Origin of the sequence: Siminovitchia terrae, assembly GCF_003605405.2 — a bacterium.
Classification (GTDB): Bacteria; Bacillota; Bacilli; order Bacillales; family Bacillaceae_C; genus Siminovitchia; species Siminovitchia terrae.
The window spans coordinates 15,374-34,031 of record NZ_QYTW02000001.1 but is presented as its reverse complement, the minus strand read 5'-3'; the positions used below and the strand labels follow the sequence as shown (position 1 = coordinate 34,031).

The window sequence follows — 18,658 nt, the reverse complement described above, 5'->3', positions numbered from 1 at the left end:
TTGTTAAAAGGAAACAGATTTTTTTGTGAATATTCGGATATCGTATAACATATTTCGTTTTCTAGCTTCAGCGCCCAGCAACCAACAAACTTTGCGCTCATTTCTTCGAAAAAATTGGATTCAGAGCACTCTAAACATCGGATCCATCAGTGCTGTGTTTCTTTAGCTTATTTCGGAGTGCTTGGTTTGTATGTCGCTAAAAGGGCGCTTGCGCTTTTCATAAATATGTAGAAAGTAAAAGTGTTGGCTTTTTTATTAGAAAAATCATGTGTGCTTGTCGCTGATAGACTGGCACCTTTCGCAGTTCTGATTATAGATGTTGTTTGGAGGGATAAAGATGTACTTACATGGAACGGCATTAGTCAATGATAAAGGTCATCTTGAAATTGGCGGATGTGACACAGTAGAATTGGTTGAAAAATACGGCACCCCTTTATATGTGTATGATGTGGAATTAATCAGAAATCGGGCGCGTGCCTTTAAAAAAATGTTTGAAAAGCATGGAGTCAAATCACAGGTTGCCTATGCAAGCAAAGCCTTTTCGTCAATAGCGATGCTTCAGCTTGCCCATGAAGAGGGGCTTTCCTTGGATGTAGTGTCTGGTGGGGAATTGTACACTGCTGTGGCTGCGAAATTTCCAGTGGAAAAAATTCATTTTCATGGGAATAATAAGAGTGAAGAAGAATTGGAAATGGCTCTGGACTATAAAATCGGTTGCATCGTTGTCGATAATTTCCATGAACTTCATATGCTCCATCATCTTTGCCAGGAAAGAAAACAAAACATGAATATTTTGCTTCGTGTTACACCCGGTATTGAGGCACATACCCACGACTATATCCTTACTGGCCAGGAAGATTCGAAGTTTGGATTTGACCTGGAAAACGGCCAGGCGGAAACTGCACTTGCCGTCTCAATGGACAGCGAGTATTTGAATTTGCTGGGAATCCATTGTCATATTGGATCGCAGATTTTTGAAACTGCTGGCTTTTTGCTGGCTGCAAGAAAGGTTTTGGAGAAACTGAGCTATTGGAATGGCGAATATGGATTTGTCCCTCAGGTTCTAAACCTTGGAGGTGGATTTGGCATCCGTTACACTGAGGAGGATATTCCGCTTTCTCCTGAGCAGTATGTTGCAGAAATGATCTTTGAAGTGAGGAAAGAAACAGATCGGTTGTCCCTTCCGATGCCGGAAATTTGGATAGAGCCCGGGAGATCCCTTGTTGGAGATGCTGGTACTACACTCTATTCGATCGGTTCCAAAAAAACTGTGCCGAACGTAAGAAAATATGTAGCGATTGACGGAGGTATGAGCGATAATATCAGGCCTGCTTTATATGATGCCAAATACGAAGCGGTACTTGCCAACAGACCGCTTGATCAGCAAGATGAAGTTGTGTCAATCGCAGGGAAATGCTGTGAATCCGGAGATATGCTTATTTGGGACCTTTCATTGCCTGAGCCGGGAACAAATGATATTTTGGCTGTTTTTTGTACAGGAGCATACGGCTATTCTATGGCAAACAATTATAATCGGATTCCAAGACCGCCGGTTGTATTTGTGGAAAATGGAAACAGTCGTGTCGTTATCAAAAGAGAAACGTATGAGGACCTTGTGCGACTTGATATCCCGTTTAGTGAAAAATCAACCATATAGGGTTTACGAAATGGACAAACATTTGCGTTAAACAAGGAATATCGGTAAAATGGTCGGTGTTGGATTTAACTTTATTCAGCAGAAGTCTCCGACTTCTATAAGTGGTGAGATGAATGCCTATTGGTATTCATTCAGCGGGGATTCAAACCCAGGCTGAATAAAGTTAAAGCCTCCGGCGGATGCCACAGATTTTTAGCGGAAATTTATCGAGCGAAAGCTCGATAAAATCTGGGCGCAAATACGCCAAGGCGCATTTAATTACTATTTTTATATAACTGATCATAATATTGGCGGGAGTGTTTGTTTTTGCGTAAAAACAACATTATTTTATTTGCTATCCTATTTGCCATGGCGTTCGTATGGGGATTGATTTATTGGCTTTTTATTGTGCCGAATAAATGAAGTACTATTCGAAATAATAATGATGAGGGGTAAATGATGTTAATTCGCTATAAAAAAGCCTTTGAAAAAATTGCAATGGGTCTTCTCTCGTTCATGCCGAATGAAAAAGACCTAAAGAAGCTGCAGCAAACAATGAAACAATATGAAGAAGGCGACAATTGGCAGCTTTACCTTTGGAAAGCAGAAGACGATATCATTGGATTAATTGGTGCAGTCATTGAAGATGACACAATCGAGATCCAGCATATTTGTGTCAATCCTTCTCATCGACATGAAGGAATAGGGAAAAGTATGGTAAAAGCAATGAAACAGCTCCATGCGGACAAAAAGCTGTGCCCAACCGAAGAGACATTGGCATTTTTTGAAAAATGCTGTTTCTTGAATGAAGAAAACCCGGACGATTAGTGATCCGGGTTTTTCATCTGTTATCAAACTTTTACTGTTTCGAAGCGGCTTTTATCGAGGCTTCTCCTGGCGATATGCTTATTGATGATAAACTCATCCAGTTTATCGTTTCCATCCCATTCCAATCCAAGGAAACGTACACGTTCCTTGCACACAGTCAATAATTCGGAATCCAGTATAGGAAAAGAAATGGGCTCATATGGCGAACCTGTTTGCATATCATGGCAGCTCCGAATCAACATTGGCATCAGCTGTTCATGGCTTATTCCGAGGGAATAGATTTCGGTCCTATTTTTGTCTAAAATTTCAATGGCCTTTTTCATCATTTTGACAGCGCCTTTTCTATTTCCCCGGCGGTAATGGTAAAAGCTCACGGCGGTTTGGATCAACCCGACCCACACGGAGTTTTTTTTCATGCCGTTTTTTTTCCAATGATCCTCCAAAACTTCGTGGCATTCAAAGAAATCTCTGTCCCCGTGAAAGTGGGTAAGAAATTCAATGTATGATAAAGGAAAAATCAAAAGTGATGACTCCTTCCATTTCGATAGCATTATGTATCAGTTTAACATACTAAATCGAAGTTTTAAAAAAATATTGACCACACCCGGAGGAAAGTATTGTATGATGATAAGGTAGAAATATCAATGTTTATGTCGAAATTGGTGATATTTAATGTCTTACCAAATTAAAACGGAAGTGTTCGAAGGTCCGCTTGATCTCCTTCTGCATTTGATTAAGCGAATGGAAATCGATATTTATGATATTCCAATGGCTGAAATCACAGATCAATATTTATTATATATACATACAATGAAAGAACTCGAACTTGATCAGGCAAGCGAGTATCTTGTCATGTCGGCAACTCTGCTCTCAATTAAAAGCAAAATGCTCTTGCCTAAAAACGAAGAGGTGCAGGAAGACGAAACAGTTTATGAGGAAGAAGATCCGCGAACAGAATTAGTGGAACAGCTTATCGAATATAAAAGATTCAAAGAAGCTGCTATGCTTTTTCGTCAAAAGGAAAGTGTGAGAAGCGAGATTTTTACAAAACCCCCCAGTGACCTTTCTCACTTTGCTGATGAACTACCTAAGCTCCAGCCATCTGGTGTAACGATTTACGATATGATTGGGGCTTTTAATAAGCTATTAAGGCGAAAAAGAATCCGTCAGCCGTTGTCTGCCAAGGTCGCCAGGCCGAGGATAACGATTCAACAACGGATGGATGAATTGTTGGAGATAATTGAAAAAAGTGATACGAAGCTAAGCTTTTCATCATTTTTCCATATCCTCGACAGGGAATTCATCATTCTCACTTTTTTGGCCATGCTGGAATTGATGAAATCTAATGCCATTATAGTATGGCAAAGTCAAAATTTCGAAGAAATATATATATCATCAAGAGAGGAGTCATTAGTTCTTGAAAGCAGTTAATTTAAAAGCAGCACTTGAAAGCTTGCTGTTTGCTGCGGGGGATGAAGGATTGACTCCAAAGCAGATAGGAACAGCGCTTGACATATCTGAGAACAAAGCTGGTCAGTTAATCGAAGATCTTCGCGATGAATACGAGGCAAATGAAGACAGGGGGCTTACAATTGCGACGCTTGCCGGGACTTATCAGCTTGTGACCAAAAGAAAGTTTTCCCGTGTCTTGCAAAAGCTTGTAGAAAATACACAAACAGATTCAATCTCACAGGCTGCATTGGAGACAATGGCAATCATTGCGTACAAGCAGCCGATTACCAGGGTGGAAATTGAAGAAATCCGCGGAGTGAAAACAGAGCGTCCGCTTCGGACCCTTTTAACGAAGGGATTAATTAAGGAAGCGGGTAGGAGAGAAGGGATAGGCCGGGCTATTTTATACGCGACAACGAGGGAATTCCTCGATTACTTTGGATTGACAGATATAAAGGAATTGCCGCCATTACCGGAGCCGGCTAAACAAAATCCGAAGCTTTCAGAAGCAGGCCCCCTCTTTGATTTGACAGCAAGTACAAGTGAATAAGCTTAAAAAAATGGTTCCCTCTGGGGGCCATTTTTTTATCATAACAATATGATCGACGCATAGACTTGTACAAACGCACGAGAGGGGCGGGAGGATGTCGTTTTTGAAAGGTTTGTTCGTCATTTTTATCATCAGTGTAATGTTGATACTCACCGCCTTTTCACCAAAAGAGGATCCGGATGTTCCAGTCAGTGCCTCCAGTGCGGTTTTGATGGAGCAGAAAACAGGAAGGGTTCTTTTTGAAAAAAAACCCCATGAAGTCCGGAGAATCGCCTCAATCACAAAAATCTTAACCGCTATACTCGCTATTGAATCCGGAAAAATGGATGAAACAGTGAAGGTCAGCCGCTCTGCAGCTTATGAGGAAGGGTCATCTATCTATCTTGTACCGGGAGAAAAAATAAAGCTGAGGGATCTTGTGTATGGGTTGATGCTCCGATCTGGGAATGATGCAGCAGATGCTATTGCGGAGCATGTAGGGGGAAGTATGGAAGGGTTTGTCTTCATGATGAATCAAAAAGCAAAAGAAATCGGAATGAGGAATACCACTTTTTCTAACCCTTCGGGATTGGACAGCCATGAAGAACATTATTCAACAGCTTATGATATGGCGTTGCTTATGCGCTATGCAATGCATAATGAAACATTTAGAACCATATCGGGAACGAAGATATACTCCTTTGAACGGGAAGAGCATTCGCAGCACTGGAAAAATAAAAACAGGCTTCTGACTGAAAAATACAAATATGCCACCGGTGGAAAAACGGGCTATACGAAAAGGGCCGGAAGGACACTTGTGACAACAGCCACGAAAAAGGACAAGGATATGATTGCCGTCACATTGAATGCTTCTGATGACTGGAATGACCATATCTCCATGTATGAATATGGTTTTAGCCATTTTAAAATGAAGAAAATTTTGCCTGAAGGCCCATTGAAGGACGTACGGCCGTTTAAAGGTAAAAGAACATTATATATAGAGGATTCAGTTTATTATCCGTTGATGAAGGAAGAGTACAAAGATGTACACATTCGTTATAAGCTCCTTTCACCTAAGGACATGAGAGAAATGAAAGGCGGGGAGGTTGGCAGGGCAGTTATTCTTATACAGGATCATGCGGTTCGAAAAATACCGGTCTATATTACAGAGGAAGAACAGCAGGAAAAAATGTCGTTGACAAAGAGGCTCAAGGCTCTGTTCTTTGGACAGGCAGGTGCAATCATACCATGATCAATATTATTTGGGTCGCCATGACAGTAATTGGACTTATCTTTGCTGCAGTCAACGGGAAGATGAAAGAAGTCAATGAAGCGATTTTCCAATCAGCCAACGAAGCAGTAACGCTGTGTATCGGATTAATCAGTGTCCTTGTATTTTGGCTGGGGATGATGAGGATAGCGCAGGATGCAGGATTGCTTCAGAAATTATCCAATTTATTCAAGCCGATCATACTGAAGCTTTTTCCAGAGGTTCCAAGTGATCATCCGGCGGTTGGCTATATTTTGTCAAATATCATCGCGAATATGTTTGGCTTGGGCAACGCTGCAACTCCACTTGGGATCAAAGCGATGGAACAGTTGAAGGTATTGAATGGTGGGAAATCCGAAGCAAGCAGGTCTATGATTACGTTTCTTGCATTGAATACGTCAGGTCTGACTTTAATACCAACAACGGTGATTGCCATTAGAATGAACTATAACTCTGCCGGTCCAACTGATATTGTAGGGCCTACATTAGTGGCCACAATTTGTGCAACCGCCGGAGCTATCATATTCGACAGGTATTTTTACCACCGCAGGGTCAAAAAGGGAGATAAATGACAATGCAGATGATCTCTATTATTTCGTTATGGATTGTTCCAATTATCATCGCCTATATTTTGCTTTATGGAACATGGAAGAAGATTCCTACGTATGAGTCCTTTGTTGAAGGCGGGAAAGAAGGCATCAAGATTGCCGTCTCCATCATACCGTTTTTGGTTGGAATGCTCGTTGCCATTACGGTGTTTAGAGCATCTGGCGCCCTAGATTTTTTCATAGGACTGGTCAAGCCCATCCTGGATCAGATCGGAGTGCCAGCAGAAGTTGTACCGCTGGCTCTTATAAGACCGATTTCCGGTACGGCTGCGTTGGGGTTGATGAGCGATATCATTTCAGTTCATGGACCAGACTCCCTTATTGGGAGGATGGCTTCAACCATACAGGGGAGCACGGATACAACCTTTTATGTATTAACAGTCTATTTTGGAGCAGTAGGAATCAAAAAAATGGGAGACGCAATCAAAGTCGGTCTGCTCGCCGACTTCATAGGCATATCGGCAGCAATCCTCATTGTGGTCATGATGTTCGGTCTATAGGCCGGGCGTTTTTTTTTGTGAAAAAAATATCGTTACTTTTTGAAGAAATGATGACTAAAAGCTAAGATTCTTTGATTTTCTATTTTTGTATGCAATAATTCATACAGAAAAAGCATCCCTAGAGGTGAGAGAATGGAAAGATTGCAAAAAGTTATTGCTCAGGCTGGAGTAGCCTCACGCCGAAAAGCAGAGAATTTAATTATTGAAGGCAAAGTGAAGGTGAACGGCCAAGTTGTGACCGAGCTAGGAACGAAAGTGGCTGCAGCGGATAAAATAGAGGTAAATGGCATTCCGCTTGTAGAAGAAGAAAAAAAGTATTTTTTGTTTTATAAGCCGAGGGGCGTAATCAGCGCAGTCAAAGATGATAAAAGCCGCAAAGTTGTCACAGATTACTTTACCCATATTCCTGAAAGGGTGTATCCAGTCGGACGACTTGATTATGATACGTCTGGGCTCTTACTATTGTCCAATGATGGTGAATTCACTCATCTGTTGACGCATCCGATGCATGAAATCAAGAAAACATACGTTGCCAAGGTAAAAGGAATCCCTGTTCGTGAAGCCTTAAAAAAATTGGAAAGAGGAATTGTCCTTGAAGACGGGAAAACGGCTCCAGCAAAAGTGCAGCTCCAAACGGCGGACAAGAGAAAGAACAGTGCAATTTTGGAGATCACCATCCATGAAGGTAGAAACCGCCAAGTGCGAAGAATGCTGGAAGCTATAGGACATCCTGTTATAAAGCTAAAGCGGGAAAATCTTGCTTTTCTCAATCTACATGGTTTAAATGCGGGAGAATTCAGGGAATTGACTCCTCATGAGGTGAAAAGGTTGAAAGTTCTAGCCAAAACAGGGCAATGATGTAGAGAGGAATTGTTCGATTTTCACATAACCTTCATATCAAAAGCCTGAACAAAACTTATATAGTGATATAATGTGTGTTGAATATTTGTGCTTTAAGGAGGTTGGATTGATTCTTATGGCTTCGAAAAAGAAGCGTCGTCTGATCATCAGAACAGTTATATTAACTGTAATGACGGCTGCTGTTATTTATACTTTATATGCAAACTTTACGAAGGAATCAAGATCAAAGGTTTCAGCAGGTGATATGGCTCCGGATTTTGTTCTAGAGGATCTGAATGGGGACAAGCATCAATTGTCCAGTTATAAGGGTAAAGGTGTTTTCCTGAATTTTTGGGGAACATGGTGCAAGCCATGTGAGCGGGAAATGCCTTATATGAATAATCAATACAAGGAATTCAAAGATCAGGGAGTCGAAATATTGGCGGTCAATGTTGGCGAACCTGAATTTCAGATTAATAAATTTGTGAAAAAACATGGCTTGGATTTTCCAGTTTTAAAAGATAAAAGCAAAGATATTATGAATATGTATGGTGTCTTCAATTTGCCGGCCACCCTTCTTGTAAATCCAGAGGGAAAGGTCATAAAAGTTGAAGAAGGTGAATTAACAGAGCAAAAGATTAGGGAAATGATGGAGAGTATCAAACCTAAGGGGAGCTAGTTATTTATGAATGAAGTAAAATGTGTCTGCGGCCATGTCAATCCACACGGGACCATCCTGTGTGAATCATGTGGCCGTGCCCTCACGGATGAGGCAAAGAAGGGAAAACTTCATGACATGCGTTATGAAGGTAGCGCACGTCGGTCACAGACGTACAATAAGACTTTCATTGATAAAACGTGGAACTTTTTTTCCTCGGTCAAAGTGGGAATTTGGCTTATCGTGATCACGCTGATTGCTTCAGCGCTTGGGACTATATTTCCCCAAGTGATGTACATACCGCCAAATGTGGATCCGGCTCAATATTATGGCGAACAATACGGTACTTTGGGCCAAATTTATTATTGGCTTGGTTTACACGATTTATATAGCTCCTGGTGGTATCTGCTACTGATTGCTTCCATCGGGGTCTCCCTTGTCATTTGCAGCCTGGACAGGGTGATTCCGCTTCATAGAGCATTGAAGAATCAGCGTGTGGACCGCCATGAGGGATTTTTGAAAAGACAGCGTCTCTTTAACCGTAAGGAAGCGAACATTTCGGACGGGGATATTGAAAAATTCGAAAAAGCACTTAAGGATAAAAAATATAATATCCGAGTAGAAGACGGAAACATTCTTGCCGAAAAAGGAAGGTTTTCAAGATGGGGCCCTTACGTTAACCATATTGGACTCATCATATTCCTGATTGGAGGTATGCTGCGGTTCGTTCCCGGTATGTATGTCGACGAAGTGCTTTGGCTCCGTGATGGAGAAACAAAAACAATCCCTGGGACCAATAACGAATATGTCTTGGAAAACAAAAAATTCACAGTCGATTTTTATGATAAGGAAAAGGATAAGGAAGTATACAATTCAGCATTGGAGAAAGCCGGTCCCGTAGTAAAGGAATTCAAGTCTGACGTAGTTTTATACAAACGGGATCCTGAACAGACGCTTGGATCGGAAAGCGATCTTGTCGAAGTGAAAAAAGCGAAAATAATTGTTAACGAACCTTTGAAATTTGACCACTTCGCCATCTATCAACAAAGCTATAGGTCAGATGAGTTTCAGTCAATGACTTTTACCCTTATGAACAAGAAGCAGGAAAAGGGTTATGGAGATGTGACAATCGATTTATTCGATCCTAAGGACAGCTATGATTTGGGCAATGGATATAAAGTTGAACTGGTTGGCTATTATCCGGATTTTTCGGGCTTTGCCGAAAATGGGGAGCCCCAGACAAATTCGCCAAATCCAAATAATCCTGCCTTTGTATTTAACATGATCTCTCCAGAACACCCGAAGGGGGAAGTCAGCTTTACGGCTATTAGGCAAACGGTGGAGCCGCTGGGAGAAACCGATTATAAAATGACTTTCAAAGGTATTGATACAAGGAATGCGACAGCACTCACTGTCAGGAAAGACATGACTTTATGGATTTTAGGAGTCGGCGGCGCTATTTTCATGATTGGTGTCATTCAAGGTTCGTTCTGGATGCACCGAAGAATCTGGCTTCAGCGCAAAGATGGAGAAATTTTAATTGCAGGCCATACAAATAAAAACTGGCATGGGTTGAAAAAAGATATATCTGATCTTATTAAAGATACATCTATACCAGATGTCATAGACCAGACGGGAGAAAATAAAGGAAAAGAAAGTGGGAATACGTGATGACAGGACTCGTCCAGATAAGTAGCAATTTGCTATATGCTTCACTTATTTTATATCTTGTTGCAACCTTCCTTTTCAGCGGGGCCATCCGCGATAAAAGGGGAAGGGAAAAGCAGACGGGTGTTAACCGCTGGGGAATGCTCGCGATCATTGCAACAGTAATCGGCTTCATATCCCAGCTGGGTTATTTCATTACAAGATGGGTTGCAGCCGGGCATGCACCTGTAAGTAACCTTTTCGAATTTACGACTTTTTTCGGAATGATGGTTGTCGGTGCATTCATTCTTCTGTTTTTTATTTATAAACTGAATGTGCTCGGGTTGTTTGCCCTGCCAACAGCCTTTCTTTTAATCGCTTATGGGAGCATGTTTCCAAGGGATGTCAGTCCGCTTATTCCTGCATTGAAAAGTGACTGGCTTCATATCCATGTCACAACAGCCGCAGCAGGACAGGCGATCCTGTCCATCAGCTTTGTTGCGGGGATAATTTATCTATTAAAATCTGTTGATCCAACAGTAAAGGATAAGAGATCTTTTTGGCTTGAAACCATCATGTATTGTGTTGTCGCGACCATCGCTTTTATCATTATCTCAACATCGTTCAATTTAGCTCATTATAATGCAGATTTCGCTTGGGTGGATAAAAATGATAGGCCGGCAGAAATCTCTTATCAGTTGCCTGCTCTTGTTGGACCCCATGAAGGAGAACTTCTAACCAAGGATCGGATGAGCCCGCTTGTTACTGTGCCGGCTATTGTCAATGCAAAGAAGCTTAACACCGTTATTTGGACGGTCATTGCCGGTACAATTCTTTATTTATTGATTCGGCTTATTACCAGGAAGCGGGTTAGCTTATTATTAAAACCGCTTGTTAAGAATGTCAACCTTGATCTTGTTGATGAGATCGGATATCGGTCCGTCTTAATCGGATTCCCGGTATTTACCTTGGGTGGTCTCATTTTCGCCATGATTTGGGCACAGATTGCCTGGACGAGATTTTGGGGATGGGATCCAAAGGAAGTTTGGGCACTTATCACATTCCTTTTCTATGCCGCATTTCTTCATTTGCGATTATCAAGGGGATGGCATGGGGAAAGGTCTGCATGGCTTGCAGTTGTTGGGATTGCAATTATTATTTTCAATCTTGTATTCGTCAACTTGATTATCGCAGGTCTTCATTCCTACGCATGATAAATGCGAAATTTTGTGCTCAAAGCCCTCACTCTTTAGGTGTGGGCGTTTTTCTTATACAATAGTAAGTAAGTACGTTAAGATGAAGCCAAGGGGGAAAGAAAATGGAACAAGAAGTCAAAATTTTGGTTGTAGACGATGAAGATCGTATTCGCAGATTATTAAAAATGTATCTTGAACGTGAGAATTATATTATCGATGAGGCGGCTGATGGTGAAGAGGCGCTTGAAAAAGCGCTGATGAATGAATACCATTGTATTTTGCTTGATTTGATGATGCCGGAAAAAGACGGGATTGAAGTTTGTAAGGAATTACGTGAAGAAAAGGCTACTCCGATTATCATGCTGACAGCAAAAGGCGAAGAAGCAAATCGAGTGCAGGGTTTTGAGGTCGGGGCAGATGACTACATTGTCAAACCATTCAGTCCGAGGGAAGTTGTGTTAAGGGTAAAGGCGGTTCTAAGAAGGTCTTCTCAAACAAGCTTTCTTCAAACGGATCCTACAGCACGAGATATTATCGTCTATCCGCATTTATCGATTGATCATGATGCTCACCGGGTTACAGCTGATGGAAAAGAAGTGAACCTAACTCCGAAAGAATATGAACTTCTCCATTTTTTAGCCAAATCACCTGATAAGGTGTTTGACCGCGAGCATCTGTTAAAAGAAGTATGGCAATATGAATTTTTCGGGGACTTAAGAACAGTTGATACTCACATTAAACGATTGCGCGAGAAATTAAACCGCGTATCGGAAAAAGCAGCAGGAATGATTGTCACTGTTTGGGGAGTCGGTTACAAATTTGAGGCAGGAAATGAATGAGACTTTGGCGCAGTGTTGTTGGAAAGGTATGGATGACCATTCTGCTGCTGGTCTCCTTTGTTTTGATCATTCTTACCATACTATTGATACAGTTTTTTGAGAAGTATCATGTAAACCAAATTGAAAAGAGTTTGTCAGATACAGCTGAAAAAATATCACGGATTATTGAATCTCATCGGAATGACGGACTCGGTGAAGAAATTGTATTTGAAATCGTGGACGCCCCGATGAGGGTTGTCATTGCCTATGACAAAGAGAAGTTTCACTATTCTCCCAATATAGAGGAAAAAAATAAAATTCCTGCATACGTATTTTTGAATGATGATGAACTGAGTACTGTATTTACAGAAGAAAAAGTGGTTAAGAAAGAACTCTCCCTGTCTGATCTTCATGACCCGGGCAGCAGGTTTAGAAATTATCTTGTGGCTGGTGTTCCGCTTCATCTGAATGATAAAGAAACAGGGGCCATCTTCATCTACCAGTCACTAGGAGTTTTGAAGGAAACGACGAAACAGACAGCCAATCTCATTCTTCTTGCAGCAGGGATTGCCATTGTTTTGACGACCATCTTTGCCTTCTTTTTATCTACCCGCATTACTGCCCCGTTGCGTAAGATGAAAGAAGCAGCATTTGAATTGTCAAAAGGGAACTTTGATACAAGAGTTCCGTTTCTAAGCCAGGATGAAATTGGAGAGTTAGCCATTGCTTTCAATCAAATGGGAAAACGTCTGAAATTTAATATGAATGTTTTAAGGCAGGAGAAGGAGCAGTTGACAAGTATTCTGAGCAGTATGGCTGACGGCGTTATGACATTCAGTCGGGACGGTACCGTTTTGATCACAAACCCTCCAGCGGAAAGGTTTTTGCAGCAATGGCCCATTGATGGGAACGAAGCGGATCCAATTCCACCTGAAATGGCGGACCTGCTGGAACAGGCGATAGCTGATGAAAAAGAACATACCGGAGAACTAACGATTCAGGGGCGGTACTATGTTGTGATTGTCAGTCCGCTGTATACTCATGATCAAAAAAGTGTGCGCGGTGCTGTGGCTGTAATAAGAGATATGACAGAGGAACGCCGTTTGGACAAGCTCAGAATTGATTTCGTGTCGAATGTATCTCATGAACTTCGAACTCCAATTGCGATGCTTCAGGGATACAGTGAAGCAATCATAGACGATATCGCCGGTTCCGAAGAGGAAAAACAGGAAATCGTTAAAATTATCTACGACGAATCACTTCGGATCGGAAGGCTTGTCAATGAGCTGCTTGATTTGGCAAGAATGGAAGCGGGGCATATCACTTTGAACTTTGAAGAAGTGGATGTCGGAGCATTTGTCGAAAGGATTACTTTTAAATTTCAAACAATCGCCCGCGACAACAAAATTGAATTGCAAAGCCATATAGATAAAGAAAACATCATGTTTTCGCTCGACCCTGACAAAATAGAACAAGTGTTAACGAATTTGATCGATAATGCGATAAGGCATACGCATGAAAATGGGAAAATAACAGTTACCCAATCGATTGTACAAGGCGGAATCACCATATCTGTACAGGATGATGGTACAGGGATACCGGAGGAAGATCTGCCGTTTGTATTCGAACGTTTTTATAAGGCGGACAAAGCGAGAACAAGAGGAAGGGCCGGTACAGGACTTGGACTTGCCATCGCTAAAAATATTATTGACGCGCATCATGGTCAATTGACAGTGGAAAGCAAGCTTGGTGAAGGAACGACTTTCACTTTGTTTTTGCCAAATAGAAAATGAAGAAACATGCTGAATATTGACGTCTAATCTTGTTTCATGCGTAACAAATTGGGTCGTTCAATAAAAGCTTAGTTCGGCTAAATCAATGGGATACATGATGTCATTAAGACAGGTAAACAATACAAATAATAGTATTTTGACAAATATCTTCACAAATTAGGACTCTTGTTGTATAATAAAGCAAAATAACATATATGATTCATCTTCGGGGCGTGGTGAAATTCCCGACCGGCGGTAATGAGGCATAAGTCTCTGAGCCCGCGAGCCTGATAAAGGCAGGATTTGGTGCGATTCCAAAGCCGACAGTATAGTCTGGATGGGAGAAGATGAAGGTAGCCGCTATACGTTCAAATGGCAGGAATTTGAACGTTTATTAAGACATGCCTTAATTCTCCCTCAAAAGTTTAAACTTTGAGGGAGTTTTCATTTTAGGCAGTGAAGTTCGGCTTATCTTTCTTCAACATGGGATGAATCTCAAAGGAGAGAGGATTTTGAAAAAATTTAATACGAGATCATTTGTAGCAATCGGGATGCTGAGCAGCTTGTCTTTTGTACTGATGCTCATTAAGTTCCCGATCCCGCCGTTTCCGGCATATCTTACGGTGGATTTCAGCGATATTCCTGCATTGATCGCTGCGTTGATGTTTGGTCCACTTGCAGCAATAATAGTTGAATTGATTAAAAATATTCTTGATTATTTAATGATCGGCAGCGAAGCCGGTATCCCAATTGGAAACTTTTCGAACTTCCTGGCAGGGACTATGTTCGTATTACCGACTTATTATGTATTTAAAAAACTGAAAATAAAATGGGGATTAGCTGTATCGCTAATCGTTGGAAGCATATTTATGGCAGTTTTTATGAGTGTGCTGAATTATGTGGCAATTCTGCCGGCCTACATAATCTTGCTTGGATGGGATCCAATGTCCACTTCGGATCTCCGCCAGTTGGTTGTAGCCGCCATACTGCCATTTAATATAATCAAAGGGCTCATTGTAACCCTCATCTTTTTACTTGTATACAGCCGCATGCGTAATTGGATTGATAAGCAAGTTGTTTATCGGAATATATAAATATATTTTAAAAGAGCCAGCAATGAAGCTTTTCATTGCTGGCTCTTTTCATCATTACTTCAAGAAGATACGAATTGCTGACATCGCTTGAGGCAAGGGGACGTTCCACATAATATGATGAGGTCAAAATTCAGTTTGTGTTGATCGCTTAAAGGTGTGCGGCTTTCTCCTCTAACTAAATACAAAGGAGTAAGAAAAATTACGACTTAAGTCTATATGATAAATCAGAGAATAAATTATACTGGATGTTGTGGGAGTAATACTTTTTGAGGGGGAAATGAATGATTAGATTTACAACTTGGGCTTTAAAAAATAAGGCAGCTGTCATTTTGATGACTGTCTTGGTTTTGGGGCTTGGAGCACTCAGTTACTTTACATTGCCAAAGGAGTTTATGCCTTCCGCAAATAACCCTGCGGTAACCGTCATTGTCATGGGGCAGGGGACAGATGCAGATACCATGGCTGAACAAGTTACAAAGCCTATAGAGAAAGCGATTGGATCAGTTAAAGGTAAAAAACATGTATTTTCCACGTCTGCAGATGGGTATTCATCCATAGATATTACACTAGATCCTTCGGTTGATATGAAAGAAGCTAAAACTCAGGTTCAAGAGGCATTAGCTGGTATTGAGCTTCCAGAGGAATATACGAAACCAATCGTTTCACAGTTAAACTTGGATATGATTCCTTTATGGCAAATCGGGCTTTCCTTTCCGAAAGGAATCGATCGAGATGACATGGAGAAAATAGAAAATGAGATCATTCCAATGTTTCAGGGGATCTCAGGTGTGTCTAATGTGCTTGTACATGGGAAACAACAGACACAGGTGAATATCACACTTGATCAGAAAAAAATGACCGATTACCATATTCCTGTTCAAGCTTTGATGGGGATTCTACAAGGAAAGAACCTCGCAGTGGCTGTAGGTGAAGAAGCCATTGATGACCGAAAAGCCAATTTGAAAGTGGTTGGACAGATTGACGGAATAAAAGAACTCGAGAACATGCAGATTGCATCGGAAATTCGACTGAAAGATATTGCAAAGGTCAGTATTAGTGATTCAAGTGAAACATTTTTCACGCGGGTGAATGGAGAGGAAGCCGTAGCGCTGCTTCTTCATAAAGAGTCCAATGCCAATGCTGTCTCAATTGGTAAAAAAGTAGAACAAACAATGGAAAAGGTGAATAAGGAATTTAATCCTACCATCGAAGCGTCTATGCTTATTTCATTTTCTGAATTTATAGTTAATTCTGTAGATAGCATGATGCAGGCAGTACTCATCGGAGCTTTATTTGCCACAATTGTTATTTTCGTCTTTTTACGGCATATTCGGATGACACTCATCACCATTGTGAGCATCCCGTTATCTCTCGGATTGACTTTATTTTTGCTTTCACAATCCGGAATTACGTTGAATGTGCTGACAATTGGCGCAGTTGCCGTTGCTGTGGGCCGCTTGGTGGATGACAGTATTGTTGTGATAGAAAACATATTCAGAAAAGCTCAAGGCGGAGATTTTTCCAAAGAAGTAATTGTGACCTCAACAAAAGAGGTTGCAGCGGCGATTACTTCATCGACTTTGACAACCGTTGCCGTATTTTTACCAATGGGACTTGTGAAGTCACTTGAAGAATTATTGCTCCCGTTTGCGCTGACAATTACATATGCGCTTCTTTCCTCACTTCTTGTTGCGTTGGTCGTTGTTCCGCTCATGAGTTCACGGATGTTGAAGCAGGGAAAAATGCCAGTATATAAGAAACCAAAACGGTATATTAAAATATTAGATTGGAGTTTAAGGCATAAATGGGTACCGCTTATACTTTCTTTCTTTATTTTTGCCGGAGCGGTTGGCATGTACGTCGTTATGCCGAAAGGAGCGGCTGATGCTGCGGATAATGATGTTTCCGTAAGTATGGTCTACCCAGATGATGTTCCTTTTTCAAAAGTAAAGGATGAAACTTTTGAATTTGAGTCCTTTTTGATGGATCAGCCTGAAGTGAAAGAAGTCATTACCTTCCTTGGCTCGAATCCGGAGGATGCACAGTTTAGCCAGATCAATTCACAAAATCAGGGAAGCTTCCACGTAGTGATGAAGAAAGACGCAAATACTGAAAAAATGATGGAAAAGATAGATCAGCAAAAAGAAAAGTACGCAGATGCGGATTTCGACATAATGTTTGCATCCCTTGTAAACTTTAGTGATTCAACGATCACATTGGATGTCGTCGGAAACGACCCCAACAAACTAATCAAAGCATCCAAGCAAGTGATGGATGAAGTAAAGGGAATCGATGGAGTAGAAAAAGTTACAAGCAATCAAAATAAGCTAAAAACGGTCTATGATATTAATATTGATCAGAAGAAGGTAAACACAGAGGAAGTGGCAAGGCAAGTGCAGATGGTGCTTAACCCATTTCCAATCGGTATGATCAAACTGGATGGCAAAGATACTTCGGTGTTGCTTGACAGCTCTATTCATCCGACTTCAGAGAGCGAATTAAAGGAAATATCTGTTATTGCTAATGAAAAACCAGTGAAGCTCTCCTCAATTGCAAAAATCGAGAGAGCGGAGAAACCGACAAGTGTTCTCCGGAAAGATAACAAGGAATATGTTCGTGTTAGTGTGGAGGCAGACCCGAAAAATCTGTCTAAAATAGCGAATGAGGTCAATATGAAGGCAGCTAAATTGTCTTTGCCTGATGGAATTTCACTGGAATATGGGGGAGCAGCAAGTGCACAGTCGGAACAGTTTATGGAATTATTCCAATTGATGGCTGTCTCCATCGGCCTTGTCTATTTGATTATGGTTCTCACATTTAAAACGCTTCGGGCTCCACTCGTTATTCTGTTTACATTGCCGTTGGCTTTAATCGGTGCCATTCTTGGACTTCTTATTTCCCGGACACCTATTGATATTGGAGCTATGATTGGGGCACTTATGCTGATAGGAATTGTCGTGACAAATGCAATTGTCTTACTTGACCGGGTAAGGCAGAATGAAAAGACGATGCCAATTCGACAAGCTTTGCTTGAGGCGGGTGCTACAAGGTTCCGGCCAATCATCATGACAGCTTTGGCTACTATCTTTGCCATGATCCCACTTTTAATCGGCAAAGAAGAAATGGGAAGTATTGTTTCGAAAGGGTTAGCTGTTGTTGTTATTGGTGGATTGTCAGCTGCAACTTTACTGACATTAGTCATCATCCCTGTAGTATATGAGCTATTTCATTTTAAAAAAGCAAAAAAACAGCGATTGGCGAAAGAAACTGACATTGCAATGTAAAGTGGCTGTCCAGAAAAGTAAGTGGACGTTAGGACGGGCTTAGTGCCCGTTCTTTGATGTTTCCAATAAAAATGGTCACTGACAGTAGAGAAAAATGCCTATCATATGTGGTTTCTAATAAAAGCAGTCACGATTAGTGGACGAACTTCTAAGATAAAAGAAAGTCATCCCATTTTTTGGATATCATTCCTGTCTGGACAGTATTTCTTTTTTTTTGCCAGTATTATGGTAAAAGCGAATAGTATTTCACTTTTTTTGGATGTATCACCTCTTGCTTGACCAGTATTTGATCGAAGTAGGACAGTATGGCTTTTTCCAGATAGTATCCCTTTTTTTCATACAGTATTTCAGCCAAACTGGCCTCTTGTTCCCGTATTTTCATTATGCTTCTGTCGCTAATTGACTATAGAAGTGAGGAAAAAGATCTGTATCCCATTGAAGATGGATTGTGGCAATGGCTCACAATATCTTGAAAGTGGAGGCATCCGCTGGCTGCTTTCGGGCGGACCCCCCACAAATGCAAATC

General features: G+C 41.1%; 16 protein-coding genes and 1 riboswitch. Of the genes, 15 read left to right on the top strand and 1 reads right to left on the bottom strand.

The window, feature by feature from the left end:
• Positions 1-337: 337 nt before the first annotated feature.
• Together lysA and D5F11_RS00145 are read left to right on the top strand one after the other, a co-directional pair.
• Entirely contained in the window at positions 338-1,657 is a 1,320-nt protein-coding gene (gene lysA, locus D5F11_RS00150; protein ID WP_120115074.1) for a diaminopimelate decarboxylase, read from the top strand.
• A 438-nt stretch (positions 1,658-2,095) separates the two neighbouring features.
• Positions 2,096-2,464 (top strand): GNAT family N-acetyltransferase, encoded by a 369-nt coding sequence (locus D5F11_RS00145; protein ID WP_120115075.1) that lies wholly within the window; start codon positions 2,096-2,098, stop codon positions 2,462-2,464.
• 23 nt (positions 2,465-2,487) lie between these two features.
• Here D5F11_RS00145 and D5F11_RS00140 read toward each other — a convergent pair whose 3' ends face one another.
• Entirely contained in the window at positions 2,488-2,985 is a 498-nt protein-coding gene (locus D5F11_RS00140; RefSeq protein ID WP_185830409.1) for a DUF309 domain-containing protein, read from the bottom strand.
• A 151-nt stretch (positions 2,986-3,136) separates the two neighbouring features.
• Here D5F11_RS00140 and D5F11_RS00135 point away from each other — a divergent pair, with 151 nt between their 5' ends.
• From D5F11_RS00135 to D5F11_RS00075, 13 genes are all read left to right on the top strand, one after another.
• Positions 3,137-3,895: a segregation/condensation protein A gene (locus tag D5F11_RS00135; RefSeq protein WP_120115077.1), complete on the top strand. Its 759-nt coding sequence runs from the start codon at positions 3,137-3,139 to the stop codon at positions 3,893-3,895.
• Complete coding sequence (gene scpB, locus D5F11_RS00130; protein WP_120115078.1) at positions 3,882-4,466, top strand: SMC-Scp complex subunit ScpB; 585 nt, start codon at positions 3,882-3,884, stop codon at positions 4,464-4,466. Before D5F11_RS00135 ends, scpB begins: the two co-directional genes overlap by 14 nt.
• A gap of 94 nt (positions 4,467-4,560) precedes the next feature.
• Positions 4,561-5,697, top strand: a complete 1,137-nt coding sequence (locus D5F11_RS00125) for a D-alanyl-D-alanine carboxypeptidase family protein (RefSeq protein WP_120115079.1) — start codon at positions 4,561-4,563, stop codon at positions 5,695-5,697.
• On the top strand, positions 5,694-6,287 hold the full coding sequence (locus D5F11_RS00120) for a nucleoside recognition domain-containing protein (RefSeq protein ID WP_120115080.1): 594 nt from the start codon (positions 5,694-5,696) through the stop codon (positions 6,285-6,287). The genes D5F11_RS00125 and D5F11_RS00120 overlap by 4 nt, the downstream gene beginning before the upstream one ends.
• A 2-nt stretch (positions 6,288-6,289) precedes the next feature.
• The gene (locus D5F11_RS00115; RefSeq protein WP_120115081.1) at positions 6,290-6,823 is read left to right on the top strand and encodes a spore maturation protein; all 534 of its coding nucleotides are present in this window, start codon (positions 6,290-6,292) and stop codon (positions 6,821-6,823) included.
• A gap of 132 nt (positions 6,824-6,955) precedes the next feature.
• Positions 6,956-7,681 carry a pseudouridine synthase gene (locus D5F11_RS00110; RefSeq protein WP_120115082.1) on the top strand — a complete coding sequence of 242 codons (726 nt, stop codon included), beginning with the start codon at positions 6,956-6,958 and terminating at the stop codon, positions 7,679-7,681.
• A 118-nt stretch (positions 7,682-7,799) separates the two neighbouring features.
• Positions 7,800-8,342, top strand: coding sequence for a thiol-disulfide oxidoreductase ResA (gene resA, locus D5F11_RS00105; protein ID WP_120115120.1), 543 nt, complete (start codon positions 7,800-7,802; stop codon positions 8,340-8,342).
• A gap of 6 nt (positions 8,343-8,348) precedes the next feature.
• Positions 8,349-9,992 (top strand): cytochrome c biogenesis protein ResB, encoded by a 1,644-nt coding sequence (gene resB, locus D5F11_RS00100; RefSeq protein WP_120115083.1) that lies wholly within the window; start codon positions 8,349-8,351, stop codon positions 9,990-9,992.
• Positions 9,992-11,182, top strand: a complete 1,191-nt coding sequence (gene ccsB, locus D5F11_RS00095) for a c-type cytochrome biogenesis protein CcsB (protein ID WP_120115084.1) — start codon at positions 9,992-9,994, stop codon at positions 11,180-11,182. Before resB ends, ccsB begins: the two co-directional genes overlap by 1 nt.
• 104 nt (positions 11,183-11,286) lie before the next feature.
• Positions 11,287-12,003 (top strand): response regulator transcription factor, encoded by a 717-nt coding sequence (locus D5F11_RS00090; RefSeq protein WP_120115085.1) that lies wholly within the window; start codon positions 11,287-11,289, stop codon positions 12,001-12,003.
• Complete coding sequence (locus D5F11_RS00085) at positions 12,000-13,775, top strand: ATP-binding protein (protein ID WP_120115086.1); 1,776 nt, start codon at positions 12,000-12,002, stop codon at positions 13,773-13,775. Before D5F11_RS00090 ends, D5F11_RS00085 begins: the two co-directional genes overlap by 4 nt.
• A gap of 197 nt (positions 13,776-13,972) precedes the next feature.
• A riboswitch (FMN riboswitch) is annotated at positions 13,973-14,107 on the top strand.
• Between the two features lie 159 nt (positions 14,108-14,266).
• Positions 14,267-14,848, top strand: coding sequence for an ECF transporter S component (locus tag D5F11_RS00080; RefSeq protein ID WP_120115087.1), 582 nt, complete (start codon positions 14,267-14,269; stop codon positions 14,846-14,848).
• Between the two features lie 281 nt (positions 14,849-15,129).
• Positions 15,130-18,132 (top strand): efflux RND transporter permease subunit, encoded by a 3,003-nt coding sequence (locus tag D5F11_RS00075; RefSeq protein WP_120115088.1) that lies wholly within the window; start codon positions 15,130-15,132, stop codon positions 18,130-18,132.
• Positions 18,133-18,658 lie beyond the last annotated feature (526 nt).

Bases quoted from the DNA above. Each gene is read 5' to 3' on its own strand.
- D5F11_RS00090 (WP_120115085.1), top strand. From the start codon at position 11,287: ATGGAACAAGAAGTCAAAATTTTGGTTGTAGACGATGAAGATCGTATT.
- resA (WP_120115120.1), top strand. From the start codon at position 7,800: ATGGCTTCGAAAAAGAAGCGTCGTCTGATCATCAGAACAGTTATATTA.
- D5F11_RS00115 (WP_120115081.1), top strand. From the start codon at position 6,290: ATGCAGATGATCTCTATTATTTCGTTATGGATTGTTCCAATTATCATC.
- resB (WP_120115083.1), top strand. From the start codon at position 8,349: ATGAATGAAGTAAAATGTGTCTGCGGCCATGTCAATCCACACGGGACC.
- D5F11_RS00075 (WP_120115088.1), top strand. From the start codon at position 15,130: ATGATTAGATTTACAACTTGGGCTTTAAAAAATAAGGCAGCTGTCATT.
- D5F11_RS00125 (WP_120115079.1), top strand. From the start codon at position 4,561: ATGTCGTTTTTGAAAGGTTTGTTCGTCATTTTTATCATCAGTGTAATG.
- D5F11_RS00135 (WP_120115077.1), top strand. From the start codon at position 3,137: ATGTCTTACCAAATTAAAACGGAAGTGTTCGAAGGTCCGCTTGATCTC.
- lysA (WP_120115074.1), top strand. From the start codon at position 338: ATGTACTTACATGGAACGGCATTAGTCAATGATAAAGGTCATCTTGAA.
- D5F11_RS00120 (WP_120115080.1), top strand. From the start codon at position 5,694: ATGATCAATATTATTTGGGTCGCCATGACAGTAATTGGACTTATCTTT.
- D5F11_RS00085 (WP_120115086.1), top strand. From the start codon at position 12,000: ATGAGACTTTGGCGCAGTGTTGTTGGAAAGGTATGGATGACCATTCTG.
- D5F11_RS00110 (WP_120115082.1), top strand. From the start codon at position 6,956: ATGGAAAGATTGCAAAAAGTTATTGCTCAGGCTGGAGTAGCCTCACGC.
- ccsB (WP_120115084.1), top strand. From the start codon at position 9,992: ATGACAGGACTCGTCCAGATAAGTAGCAATTTGCTATATGCTTCACTT.
- D5F11_RS00145 (WP_120115075.1), top strand. From the start codon at position 2,096: ATGTTAATTCGCTATAAAAAAGCCTTTGAAAAAATTGCAATGGGTCTT.